This window comes from Synergistes jonesii, from assembly GCF_000712295.1.
Classification (GTDB): Bacteria; Synergistota; Synergistia; order Synergistales; family Synergistaceae; genus Synergistes; species Synergistes jonesii.
This window is the reverse complement of sequence record NZ_JMKI01000014.1, coordinates 1-11,827: the sequence shown is the minus strand read 5'-3', so window position 1 is coordinate 11,827 and position 11,827 is coordinate 1. Positions and strand designations below refer to the sequence as shown.

Annotated in this window: 11 protein-coding genes and 1 pseudogene; 1 reads left to right on the top strand and 11 read right to left on the bottom strand. The window is 58.3% G+C overall.

Features of this window, described 5'->3' with window-relative positions; all coding sequences use genetic code 11:
- On the top strand, positions 1 to 574 hold a 574-nt coding region (locus EH55_RS03930; RefSeq protein WP_037974975.1), incomplete at its 5' end, for an IS256 family transposase.
- Positions 575 to 766: 192 nt separating this feature from the next.
- Here the strand turns inward: EH55_RS03930 and EH55_RS03925 are convergent.
- From EH55_RS03925 to EH55_RS14390, 11 genes and pseudogenes are all read right to left on the bottom strand, one after another.
- Positions 767 to 1,402 carry a DNA alkylation repair protein gene (locus EH55_RS03925; protein ID WP_037974974.1) on the bottom strand — a complete coding sequence of 212 codons (636 nt, stop codon included), beginning with the start codon at positions 1,400 to 1,402 and terminating at the stop codon, positions 767 to 769.
- A gap of 93 nt (positions 1,403 to 1,495) precedes the next feature.
- Positions 1,496 to 3,850, bottom strand: coding sequence for an endonuclease MutS2 (locus EH55_RS03920; protein ID WP_037974973.1), 2,355 nt, complete (start codon positions 3,848 to 3,850; stop codon positions 1,496 to 1,498).
- 2 nt (positions 3,851 to 3,852) lie between these two features.
- Positions 3,853 to 4,455, bottom strand: a complete 603-nt coding sequence (locus EH55_RS03915) for a CvpA family protein (RefSeq protein WP_037974972.1) — start codon at positions 4,453 to 4,455, stop codon at positions 3,853 to 3,855.
- On the bottom strand, positions 4,455 to 4,730 hold the full coding sequence (locus EH55_RS03910) for a hypothetical protein (protein ID WP_037974971.1): 276 nt from the start codon (positions 4,728 to 4,730) through the stop codon (positions 4,455 to 4,457). Before EH55_RS03910 ends, EH55_RS03915 begins: the two co-directional genes overlap by 1 nt.
- A gap of 18 nt (positions 4,731 to 4,748) precedes the next feature.
- Complete coding sequence (locus EH55_RS03905) at positions 4,749 to 5,045, bottom strand: hypothetical protein (protein WP_037974970.1); 297 nt, start codon at positions 5,043 to 5,045, stop codon at positions 4,749 to 4,751.
- Positions 5,046 to 5,102: 57 nt separating this feature from the next.
- Positions 5,103 to 7,538 (bottom strand): phenylalanine--tRNA ligase subunit beta, encoded by a 2,436-nt coding sequence (gene pheT, locus EH55_RS03900; protein ID WP_037974969.1) that lies wholly within the window; start codon positions 7,536 to 7,538, stop codon positions 5,103 to 5,105.
- A 12-nt stretch (positions 7,539 to 7,550) separates the two neighbouring features.
- Positions 7,551 to 8,630: a phenylalanine--tRNA ligase subunit alpha gene (locus EH55_RS03895; RefSeq protein WP_201769336.1), complete on the bottom strand. Its 1,080-nt coding sequence runs from the start codon at positions 8,628 to 8,630 to the stop codon at positions 7,551 to 7,553.
- Positions 8,630 to 9,379: a potassium channel family protein gene (locus EH55_RS03890; protein WP_037974968.1), complete on the bottom strand. Its 750-nt coding sequence runs from the start codon at positions 9,377 to 9,379 to the stop codon at positions 8,630 to 8,632. The genes EH55_RS03895 and EH55_RS03890 overlap by 1 nt, the downstream gene beginning before the upstream one ends.
- An 11-nt stretch (positions 9,380 to 9,390) precedes the next feature.
- Positions 9,391 to 10,647, bottom strand: coding sequence for a TrkH family potassium uptake protein (locus tag EH55_RS03885; RefSeq protein WP_037974967.1), 1,257 nt, complete (start codon positions 10,645 to 10,647; stop codon positions 9,391 to 9,393).
- A 139-nt stretch (positions 10,648 to 10,786) separates the two neighbouring features.
- On the bottom strand, positions 10,787 to 11,425 hold the full coding sequence (locus tag EH55_RS03880; protein ID WP_037974966.1) for a helix-turn-helix domain-containing protein: 639 nt from the start codon (positions 11,423 to 11,425) through the stop codon (positions 10,787 to 10,789).
- Positions 11,422 to 11,827: pseudogene (locus tag EH55_RS14390) on the bottom strand (hypothetical protein); the annotation flags it as partial. The pseudogene EH55_RS14390 and the gene EH55_RS03880, both read right to left, overlap by 4 nt.

Here is an 11,827-nt window from a genome sequence, read left to right as displayed (position 1 = left end):
TCTTAACGAGATCCGTAATCGCGGCACCGAAGATATTTTCATTATCTCCGTCGACGGCCTGACAGGCTTTGCAGATGCGATAAGCGCCGTATATCCCAAGGCCGAAGTCCAGCGCTGCATCGTCCATCAGATCCGTTACACGACAAAATTCGTCTCTTACAAGGACATTAAGGCTTTTATGAATGATTTGAAGGGTGTCTATCAGGCTCCTACACTGGAGCAGGCCGAGGAAGGGCTTGACAGACTTGAAGAGAAGTGGGGCTCGAAATACCCGTCTTCGGTAGCGAGCTGGCGGAACAACTGGCCTCAGTTATCCGCTTATTTCAAGTATCCCTATGAGCTGCGCCGGATGATCTATACGACAAACCAGATCGAGAACTACAACCGGCAGCTCAGGAAAGTGACAAAAACACGTACGATCTTCCCCTCAGACGACGCCCTTCTCAAGCTCCTTTATCTTGCGACGATGGACATCACTGAAAAGTGGACCGGCAGGGACAGGGACTGGAGTAAAATTCTGTCACAGCTGTGCATTTACTTTGAGGAACGCATAGAACCCGGAGATCTGGAATAGCCCTAAACGCCTATAAGAAAAGTCCGGGCTGCAGTCCATTGACAGCCCGGATAGCGTATGTCATTATGGTGATACTGAAGCAGTAACGGTAACCCTTTGATGTCTTACATCGATCCAGGGGCAAGGGGTTTACACAGAATAAGTTACACTACCCCCATAAGCGCGGGATCTAGACATGCAAAAACGCAAATCTTATCTTTCAGGATCGTTGTCTTTAATACGCCTATAAGCTAACTTATAAACTTGCGCCACACGCTTATTTGAAATATCCCAGGAATTCAGCTCCTTTTCGACCAATTCAGGATATTTTTTACTAATATCTCTTAATGCGTTACCCACAGATTTTCTTACATATTCGCTTTCATCGCCGTTTAAGCGCGAAAGGAGCTTTATCGCTTCATTCGGGTTATCTTTGAAATACGCTCTGCCCGTCCATATTCGTAACCCCTCGGCTGCTGCCCGCCGCGTATTGGGATTGTCTGAGCTTAACCATTCTTCAATTATAGCAAGTGAATTTTCATAGCCGACGATCTTGCAATGTTCATCGAATGATTTAGCCAATATCTCTTGGACGCGCCAATTTTCATCTTTTGAGACTTCTTCTTTTAGAAATTTCAATATGGCGTCGTCATCAGAGATATATCCAAATAAAAACACGCCGTACATTCTTACTTGATAAACATCTGAGCGATACGCTTTTCTGGCCAATCCGGCTATTTTTTCCCGACCATACGACTTGAAATCCGCCGCAGCCCGCATTTCGATTTCTTTATATCCATTGCTGATTTTTGAGAATTTCTCTTCCAAAGTCATTATATATTTTTCCATAAGCCTGCCTCTTTTCAGTTCAAATTTCTCATTGTATCCCGAACTTTTACGCAATAAGCAAGCAAAAAACAAATATATCCGGACTGTTCTATCTTATCTTTTGAATCTTACTACGGTCACGCCATAGCCGCCTTCGTGGGGTCCGCCGAGGTTGTGTTCGGCGATGTAGGGCAGGCGCTTGCAGAGCTCCTGCACCTCGCGGCGCAGGATGCCTTCGCCGCGTCCGTGTATCACCGTTACGCTGTCGTAGCCGGCGCAGTACGCGCGGTCGAGGTACTGTTCGACGATCGGCATCGCCTCGTCTATCGTCATTCCGCGCACCATTATCGACGAGGGCACGCCGACCGGTCGCGAGACCTTTATGCGCACCTGCGGCGCGGCTCTCTGTACGGCCTGCTGCGAGAGCTTCAGCTTGGTGAGGGGGATTTCTATCTGCGCGGCTCCGGCCTGTATCAGAGCTTTTTTGCCCCTCAGTTCGACGACGGACGCGCTTTTGTTCGTGCCGATTATCTGGACGCAGTCGCCGGCCGACAGCTCGTGCTTCGCCGCGACGACGGACTGCGCGCTTTCTTTTTTCTCTTCGCGCTTTGCGGCGGAGTCTTCGATCTTGTGGAAGTGTCCACGCTTTTTTTCGAGTTCGCGTCGCGCTTCGGCTTCGGCCTTCGCGTCGGACATGTTTTTGATCAGCGCGCGGGCGGAGTCTTCGGCGTTGCGTACGATGGAAAGAGCTTTTTTGTCGGCGCTCGCTATCAGCGCGTCTTTTTTTTCTTCTATCGCCTTCATCCTCTCTTCGTAATCCTTTTCGAGCTTTGCCAACTTTTTGCGCGACGCTTCGACTGCCACGGTCTCCCGTTCGAGCGCCGAGCGCTTCTCCTGGAGCTCGCCGATAAGATCCTCCATCGAGACTTCGCGCCCGTTCATCGCCTGCTGCGCCCTGTTGATGACGGAACGGCGCATGCCGAGCTTTTCAGCTATCAGCAGCGCGTTGCTGCGCCCCGGGATGCCGATCAGTATCTTATACGTCGGCGAAAGGGTCTTGCCGTCGAATTCGACGCTCGCGGTCTCTATTTTATCCGCCGCGAGGGCGTAGCGCTTTATCGGATTGTGGTGCGTCGTCGCCAGGACGAGGGCGCGCTCCTCCCTGAGCCAGTCAAGCAGAGCTATGCCGAGCGCCGCGCCCTCCTCCGGGTCGGTGCCGGCGCCGAGCTCGTCGAGCATCACGACGGAGCGCGGCGTGACTTTGTTCAGTATCTGGGTCACGTGCGTTATGTGGGCGCTGAAGGTCGAAAGGCTCTGCTCGATGCTCTGCTCGTCGCCGATGTCCGTGAAGAGCTCTCCTATGTCGCCGAGCAGCGAGCCCTCGCCGGCCGGGATAGGAAAGCCGAGCCAGCCGAGGTATATGCATACGCCTGCAGTCTTGAGCGCAACTGTTTTACCGCCGGTGTTCGGCCCGGTTATCACGAGTATGCGGAAGTCGAGCCCGCACTTTATTTCGATGGGGACGGATCTTGCCCCCAGAAGAGGATGCCGCGCGCGGACGAAGGAGAAGAGCGTGCGCTCGTCAAGCTCCGGCAGGCGCCACTTGTCGGTGCGCATCATTTCCGAGAGAGCGTAGAAGAGGTCTATCGTCCCGAGGACGTTTTCCGCGTCGAATATCCCCTTCTTGCGCGACATGAGACGCGACGTGAATTCGCGGAAGAGGCGAGTTTCTTCGAGCATTTCCTCGCCGTGGAGCCTGCCGTATTCGTTGTTGAGGCTCATCAGCGAGCGCGGCTCCATATAGACGCTGTTCCCCGAGCCGGAGCGGTCGACGACCGCGCCGGGAAACTGCGGCATCGCGTCCTGTCTAACGAGGAAGGCGTGGCGGCCGTTGCGCAGCGTCAGTACGCGCTCTTGCAGCATCGGCGCTATCTGCGGGTCGCCAAGTATCGCGTGGGCGCGGCGGCGTATCGTCTCCTTCAGCTCGCGCATGCGCTGGCGCAGCTTGCCGAGCTTCTCGGAGGCGTAGTCGTAGAGGCGCCCGTCGTCGTCGATGACGGATAGCATTTCGCATTCGTCGGAAAAGTCGCGCATCTCGCGCAGCGGTATCGAAAAGCTGCCGTATTCGCCGACCGCCGCGGAAAGCGCGTCCTTCATCCTGCCCTCGAGGGTCAGAAGAAGGCGAATCTTGACGAGTTCCTCGCCGGATAGCAGGCCGTTTTCCTCCGCGGCGTCGAGCATCGGCGCGACTGGGACGATGTCTTTAACCCACGGCAGTTCGCCCTTCCGTCCGCGGTACTCTTCTACGTCGGCAAAAAGCGCCTGGCGGCGCTTCAATTCGGCCATGTCCGCGGCGGGCGCTATGTTTTCCGTTACGAGCGCGCCTATTTCGCTGCGGCAGCGCTTCGCTATGATGTTTTTTATTTTCTCTATTTCAAGGCTGCCGAGGGCGGCTTGTTCTATGTACATCCCTAAGTTCTTCCAGACTCCGGGCTATAGCCCTCCGGCCCGTCGCCCCCCGTTCTGTAGGGGCGGAGTATCTCTTCAAGTGTGCCGTAGGGCAGCGTCGTGCCTTCGGGCAGTATGTTCAGATCGATGAACATCGCGCGGAACTCCGGCCAGCATCTGCCGGCGTAGCGCAGTATGTCGCTCTCCGACATCCAGGTCGGAGAAATTACGGGCGCAAGAAGGATGCCGGCCGTTATCACTACGTAGACGGCGACGACGCTCTTTATCGCGCCGGAGAGGAGGCCGAGAAGTTTATCCGCCGCGCCTAGGCGCGCCGCTCCGATCAGGCTTTTCGCGAGCATGCGCAGCGTAGCGGCGGCTATGGTCACTGCAATCCAGATGAACGCCGCGGCGACGGCCTGCGCGATGTGTACGTTCAGCCCGGCGGAGGAGGCCACGATGTGCCCGAGCTCTCCGGAGTAGTGAAATGAGAGGTAAAATGACGCGATGAAGCCGGCGAGCGTTATAACCTCTCCTACGAAGCCGCGGAAGACGCCGCGCACGATAAAATATGCCGCCAGGACGATGAAGAATATGTCCCAGCAGCCGAAGCCGAGCACTTTCACTACCGTCCGTCCCCGCCGGCGCCGAACTTTTCGGTGAGAGCATCTATTTTGTCGTTCAGCTCTTCGACCCTGTTTTCCAGCGCCAGCAGCGCGAGGACGAGGCGCTCGTCCTGTCCCAGATTCTGCGGGAACGCCTCCACGAGCGCGCCCGCGTCTTCAACGATGCGGATGAAGCGCGCGGAATCTATCTTTGTGGAGAGCGTGTACCTCCCGCGGCCGATCCAGAATGTATATCTGCCGTCTCCGAGCGACCTGATCTCGCGCGCTTCGTCCATTGCCCCGGCGCTCACTGTTTATTGATTCTGTTGCGCATCCGGCGCGTCCGACGGATGCTCTTCGGACGTCAGCTTGTACATGCGGCCGAGAAGCCCCTCGAGGCAGCCGCTGATCTCTTCCTTTTCGGCCCTGTTGGACGCGACGCTCTTTTCCACCTCTTCCTGCAGCTGCAGAATCTCAAGGTCCCGGTCTTCTATTATGCCGTTCAGCTCCTGCACCTTGCGCACAAGGGCCTCTTTTTCAGCTCTCATGTCCGTGAGAATCTTTTCCAGACGGTCAAGGGCCTCGTTGACTTTCTCAAACTGTTCGATCATATCCGCGCACCTCCGAAAGTGTTTTTATATGGCTCGCAGCAAAGCTGCGTTTAAGAATCATGCTCCGCGTACGTCGCCGCCAAATTTCCTGCCTATCTTCTTGACGAGCTGCTTCGAGACGGTCTCTATCTGCTCAGAGGTCAAGGTGCCCTTGTCGGAGCCGACCCATACCCTGAAGGAGACGGACTTTTTGCCGCAGCCTACCTGTCTGCCGCGGTATTCGTCGAGGAACTTCACGTCTTTCACCAAGTCGGCCTTTCTCGCTATCGCTTCGACGTCGGCCCATTTGACGGTTTCGTCGAAGATTATCGAAAGGTCGAAATCCGACAGCGGATATTCAGGCAGGTGCACGAAGGCGTTCTGGCGCGAGGGAAGCGCCGAAAGCTTCTCTACGTCTATCTCGAATATTACCGCGAGGCTGCGCTTGACGCCGGCCGCCTTCGCGCTTTTCGGCGAGAGGAGCGCCAGGTCCCCTATCACTTCGCGGCCGCAGGTCACGTTCACCCACAGCCTTTCATCGCCCCAAGCGGGCTTCTCTACCTGCGCGAAGGAGAGCGGCTCCATCTGGGCGGCGCGGTGCATATAGGCGAGAACGCCCTTCGCTGCGCGGTAAAGCCCCCTCGCGTCGGAGCCGACGAAGGCTCCGGCGAGATGGCGCGCCATTTCGGGCAGGAGCTCGTCCTCGCTCGACCTGCTCGCGCTGCGGTAGTTCCTGTCGAAAAATACCTCCGTCAGCTCGAAGATTCTGAAGTCCGTGAAGTAGCGGAGGTTGTCCGATACCGCCTTCATGATCCCCGGCACGAGGCTCGAACGCAGATGCGCCTCCTCCGGCGCAGGCGGAGTCGAAAGCGCAAGCATATCCTCTTCGCGCACTCCGGCGGCCCTGACGAATTCGTCGTTTACCCACGGATAAGTGAAAATTTCCTGCATGTTGCAGCGGAAGGCGAGATATTCGCGCAGCGAGCGCTCCAGTCTGACCTCCTTCTGGTTCACGGCCTTTTCGAGCAGCACCGTCGGCGGCGTGAAGTCGAAGTTTTCATAGCCCGTCAGGCGCGCGACTTCTTCTAATATGTCGTCGGGCAGCGATATGTCGCCGGTAGAGCGCCAGGCCGGCGCCGTTACGAGCAGCTCGCCGCCGCCGACCTCGACGGCGAAGCCGAGGCGCGAAAGGATGCCCGTCACCTCTCCGGCTGTGAGTTCCCGGCCGAGGCGCCTTCTCAGGAAGTCGAGGCCGACGCTCACCCTGGCGTTCTCAAGCGGCAACGGGTATTTGTCCACGTATCCGGCGATCTGCGAATCCGGGAAAGCTTCCTTTATCATGCTGACCGCCATCGCGACCGCGTCGTCGGCGCGCTGCGGGTCTATGCCCTTTTCCCACCTCGCCGAGCCCTCCGTGCGCACGTCAAGGCGCTGCGAAGACTTTCTGATGCCGAGCGCTTCGAAGTTAGCGATTTCGAGTATTATGTCGGTGGTTTCGGGCAGTATAGAATCGAGCTTGCCGCCCATGATGCCCGCCAACGCCATCGGCTTCGTCTCGTTCGCTATGACCAGATCCTGCGGCGTTAGATCGAGCATCGTGCCGTCGAGCAGTTCGAGCTTTTCACCGCTCCTGGCGCAGCGCACGCGTATCGCCGCGCCGACGTGCTGCCTGTCGAAGGCGTGCGTAGGCACGCCCGTCGCGAACATCAGATAGTTCGTTATGTCGACCGGCAGGTTTATCGGGCGCGAGCCGACGCGCCAGAGCATACTCTGAAGCTCGAAGGGAGACGGGACGTTTTTGATGTTCTTTATCACGAGGGCGCAGTAGCGCGGGCAGCGCTCCGGCGCTTCGATGACGACATCGAGCCCGCCGTCCGTGTCGGGCAACGGCATCTTTTCAATCGGCTTCAGCTCGCGGTTATAGATGGCCGCCAGCTCGCGCGCCATGCCGTAGTGCCCCCAGAGGTCGGGGCGGTTCGTCATCGACTTGTTGTCTATCTCCAGGATGACGTCGTCGAGGCCGAGCGCCTCGGCGAGAGGCTGTCCCGGCTTCGCGTCGAAGGCTGAAAGGTCCATGATCTCGGCGTGCCGCGTCGCCGGGAAGAGCTCCCCGAGCCCTATCTCGTCCGACGCGCAGATCATCCCGAAGCTCATGACGCCGCGCAGCTTCGCCGGCTTTATCTCGACCGGCTCGCCTTCGCCGTGCCATTTGACTATGGCGCCCGGCTTCGCTACCGCTACGAGCTGCGCCGGGGCCAAGTTCACGCCGCCGCAGACTATCACCGACGGCGCAGGGTCGCCCGTGTCTACCGTGCAGACGCGCAGCTTGTCGGCGTCGGGATGGGGTTCGACCGTGAGGATGCGCCCGACGACGAGGCCGGAGAGGCTCTCCGCGAGATCCGTCGCCTCCTCGACTTCGACGGTCGACATAGTGAGGTCGTAGGAGAGTTTTTCCATCGTGAGGCCGGCCGGAAGGTCGACATATTTTTTTATCCAGTTCAATGACAGCTTCATGGTATTTTCCCCCTACTTGAACTGCTCAAGGAAACGAAGGTCGGCGCTGTGGAAGAGGCGCACGTCGTCTACGCCGTAGCGCATCATGACGAGACGGTCGAGCCCTATGTTGATGTAGAAGCCCGACCACACGGCCGGGTCGAGCCCGGCGGCCCTGAGAACGTTCGGATGAGGGGTGCCGCCCGGCATGACCTCTATCCAGCCGACGTGCTTGCAGACGCTACAGCCTTCGCCGCCGCAGACCTGGCATTTCATGTCGATCTCGAAGCCCGGCTCGACGAACGGGAAGAAACCCACCCTCATGCGCACGTCGATCTCGCGGCCGAAAACCCTTTCAAGAATAGTCTTGATCAGTACCATGCCGGAGGCGAAGGAAAAATCCCTGTCCACTATCAGCGCTTCGTACTGGAAAAATGCCCTTTCGTGGCGCGCGTCGGTCGTCTCGTTGCGGTAGACGCGTCCCGGGTATACGAAGCGCGCCGGAGCGCCGTGATCGCGTAGATAGCGGACGGAAGCGCCGGTGAGGTGCGGGCGGAGGCAGAGGCGCTCCGCTCCGCGCCCCTCGTCGTGCCCCTTGAGCCAGTAGGTATCCATGCTCTCGCGCGCCGGATGCTCCTGAGCGAAATTCAGGTTGTCAAAAGCGTACTTCTCGCTCGTTATTTCATTTTCGGAGAAGACTTCAAAGCCGAGAGAAAGGAAAGCGTCATTCAAATCGTAGCACATCTGTGTTACGGGGTGCAGTCCGCCTGTGAAGGGCTCCGCGCCGGGGACCGTTACATCGGCTTCCCCTTCGAACGCGGATACTGTGTCGAGAAGCTGAGCGTTTCGTTTTTCCACCGCTTCGGTGAGGATCTGTTTTACTTCGTTTGCCGCCTGTCCGAGAGTTTTGCGCAGCTCGGGCGCGGACTGCCCGACGCTCTTTAATATCTCTGTGAGCTCTCCCTTTTTGCCGAGGAGATTCGCGCGCACCAGCTGCAGATGCTCCGGCAGAGAACTTCCCTCGATCTTCTCAAGGCCGGACTCCTTTATCTTTTCAAGGCGTTCGAGAAAGCCGTTCTCCTTCAGGGCCTTTCTCATCTCTTCTATTTCCATTAATACAGCCTCCCTCGGGCGCTCTGATCAACGCCCGATAATTTTGCCTCTTCCGCGCCTGGCATGTCGGCGATATCGCATTCGGCGACGAGCCTGCCTATGTCGGCGGTATGTCCGAGCACCCATATCTTGTCGTCCTTTTCGAAAGGGCGCGCGGCGTCTGGCGTATGCTGAGCGCCGCCATACTCCATAAGTATAACAATAACTTTGTATTTTTGTGAGAATTTCAGCTGCGCCATATCCTTGCCCAGCATGTCGGGCAGAGGGCGTATCCTGCCGAGCAGAAAGTCTCCGCCGCCTATGTGCGTGAACGCGGAATACCACGGATAGACGAGCTTCTCTCCTATGCTGAAGCCCATATCGCGCTCGGGAAATATCACGCTGTGCGCGCCGACGCGCTCGAGCACCTTCGCATGCAGACAGTTAGCGGCGCGTGCTATGACGAGCGGGATACCCATCTCCACGAGAATCGAAGTGCAGAGGATGCTTTTTTCGACGGCCTCCCCTATGGTGACGACGGCGACGTCCGCTTCAGCGGCGCCGGCCTTGCGCAGCGCGCTCTCGTCCGTGACGTCGAGCTGGGCCGCTACCGCTATCCTGTCGGCGAGTTCGTTGACCGGCTGCGGCAGAGAATCGATTCCGATCACATACTGCCCGCGCTCCGCGAGCTTTTCGCAGAGCGCCGCCCCGAAGCGGCCGAGCCCGATCACCAGAAAACTTCTTTTCTTCTTTTCACCCTTTACGTCCATTAAATACGCCCCTATCCGATGGGGATATGCGTGTAAGGATAACGCACGCCGGAATCTCCGCCGTCCTTTACGAGCGTTGAGACGAAGGAATAAATTCCGACCCTTCCCCAGAACATCAGAACAATTATAACTACTTTGCCGAAAGTTGACAGCTCCACCGTGATCCCGACCGTGAGCCCCACAGTGCCGAGCGCCGACGCGACCTCGAAGAGAATCGACGAGAAAGGGAAATCTTCCGTCAGCGCAAGCAGCAGCGACGCCGCGAAAATCGTGAAAAGATAGATAGCGATAAGCGAAATCGCGCGCCGCTCGGCGCGCTCCGCGATCGTCCTGTTCATGAACGACGGCACGCTCCGTCCGTGCAGCTCGCTCCACACCGACGCGGCGAGCACGCCGAAGGTAGTCGTCTTCGCGCCGCCGCCGGTAGACGAAGGCGACGCTCCTATTATCATCAGCATTATCATCACGGCCCGCCCTGCCCCCGTCAGAGCGCCGGAAGGTGCCGTCTCGAAGCCGGCGGTGCGCGCCGTAACCGACGCGAAAAGCGCGTTCCACAGCTTCGCCCACGCGGGGAAAGCGGCGAAAGCGCCGTTCCATTCGGAAATCGCCAGGAGCAGAGCGCCGAGCGCGACGAGCGCGCCCGAAGTTACGAGCACGAGCCGCGCGTAGACCGAAAGCCTGTGAGAAGGACCGCGCTTCAGCAGCTGCGCGCATTCCGCGTAAACGGGGAAGCCGATGCCGCCGAGCGTGATGAGCAGCATCACGGCGGCCGGTACGGCTATCGTCGTCGCATAGCGCTGCAATCCCCCGCCGCACGGCGAAAAGCCGGCGTTGCAGAACGCGCTTATTGAATGGAAGATCGCGAAGTAGGCGGCGCGTGCGAAGCCTTCGCCGCAGGAGAGGAAGCCGGCGAAGAGCGCCGCCGCTCCTAGCGCCTCAAAGAGAGCGGTGAAGCGTATCACTACGAAGAAGAGCAAGACGGCGCCCTGCACTCCTTCGACGCCGAGCCCTCCGAGAAAAAATATCCTGCCTTTTATGCCTATCCTGCGACCGACCGCGATCGACAGCGTCATCATGGCGGTCATGAAGCCTAACCCGCCGATCTGTATCAGCGCGAGCAGAACGAGCTGCGACGGCACGCCGAAGCCGGTCGATATGTCGACGGTACCGAGCCCCGTCACGCATACGCCGGATGTCGCCATAAAGAGCGCGTCGAGCGGCGAGAGGGGGATTTCGCAGATAAAATTGTTCGATATCCATAATAACAATCATATCTTTTTGATAATCCGCCTATAATCTGTATTTTAAAAAGTTTATTTTTTATCGGTTCCGTCTGTGTTCCTGATATGCTATTGAAAGGGTGTTTTGGGAAAGAAAAGAGGTGGGGAAGAACAATCTTCCCCGATTTTATTTTCCTTCCCGCTCCGCCATCAGGCGCGCAAGCGAGTCCAGTATGACGCGCCCATCGTCGGCGGTTTCCAGCTTGCCAGACCGAACGAGCTGCCCTACATACTGGCGGGATACGCCCAGGCGCCGTGCCGCTTCGGCGCGCGTGACGCTGCCGACTCGAGCCAGCACGCGCGCCGCCACCCATTCGCGCGGCACGAGATAGAAGCGCCCGATGCGCTGGGCGCCGGGAACGCGGCCTTTCGCGCAGAGATGCGACAAATGCGCCCGCGTGACGCCGATAATCTGCGCCGCGCTGGAGACGGACATGTATTCATCAGTTACGGAGGATTTTTCTTTTTCCTCAAGTCGGCGCATGGCGAAAAATACGCCGCCCGACACCCTGCCAAGATAGATGTTGGTCAGCCCCTCCGCTTCAGGGTGTATGTTCACGAAGAACTCCTCCGGCAGCTCCGGCGTCCCCTCTCTGTTTTTGAGCGGGTAGAACATTTTCGCGGGACGCCCCTGCACGACGACGAGAAACACTGTACCGTCGCCGGTATAATCCGCTTCGGCCGGCGTGCCGGCGAGCGGGAATTTCTTTATGATTATTTTTTTATCTTTGTCGCTTAACGCTGAAACTGGAAAATACTTTATCATTTTGCTTCTCCTTTATTTTTCTTCACCGCCCGTATCACCGCCGGCAGTTCGTCGTCCGGTCGGACGTTTATCGGGATCGGCGGTATCCAACGGTGTACGAAGCGCCGCTTTTCCGGCTCTTTTCTCGCGCCCGTCCAAAAACCGTGCCAATGGGCGCGGCGGATATGCGGGCGCACTGTCCGCCCTGTCGGCGTTCCGTCGCCGGTATGCCCGCGGCTTTCCGTCGGCGGCGCGAATGACCGTATGGCGGCGCCGATGCGCGCGCCGACGCCCCATTCTGTCGGAGCAGGGCGCGGCAGCCACATTCTGCGCCCGCCTTTCAGTCTTGCGGGCGGTTTCAGCGGCGGGGGGACGCGCCCGTCGTCGTAGTCCGGCTCGTCGCTGCACAGATAGGCGAGCAGC

Coding starts and splice junctions, on each gene's coding strand:
- EH55_RS03925 (WP_037974974.1), bottom strand. CDS start 1,402: ATGGAAAAATATATAATGACTTTGGAAGAGAAATTCTCAAAAATCAGC.
- EH55_RS03920 (WP_037974973.1), bottom strand. CDS start 3,850: ATGTACATAGAACAAGCCGCCCTCGGCAGCCTTGAAATAGAGAAAATA.
- EH55_RS03910 (WP_037974971.1), bottom strand. CDS start 4,730: ATGGACGAAGCGCGCGAGATCAGGTCGCTCGGAGACGGCAGATATACA.
- EH55_RS03905 (WP_037974970.1), bottom strand. CDS start 5,045: ATGATCGAACAGTTTGAGAAAGTCAACGAGGCCCTTGACCGTCTGGAA.
- pheT (WP_037974969.1), bottom strand. CDS start 7,538: ATGAAGCTGTCATTGAACTGGATAAAAAAATATGTCGACCTTCCGGCC.
- EH55_RS03895 (WP_201769336.1), bottom strand. CDS start 8,630: ATGGAAATAGAAGAGATGAGAAAGGCCCTGAAGGAGAACGGCTTTCTC.
- EH55_RS03890 (WP_037974968.1), bottom strand. CDS start 9,379: ATGGACGTAAAGGGTGAAAAGAAGAAAAGAAGTTTTCTGGTGATCGGG.
- EH55_RS03880 (WP_037974966.1), bottom strand. CDS start 11,425: ATGATAAAGTATTTTCCAGTTTCAGCGTTAAGCGACAAAGATAAAAAA.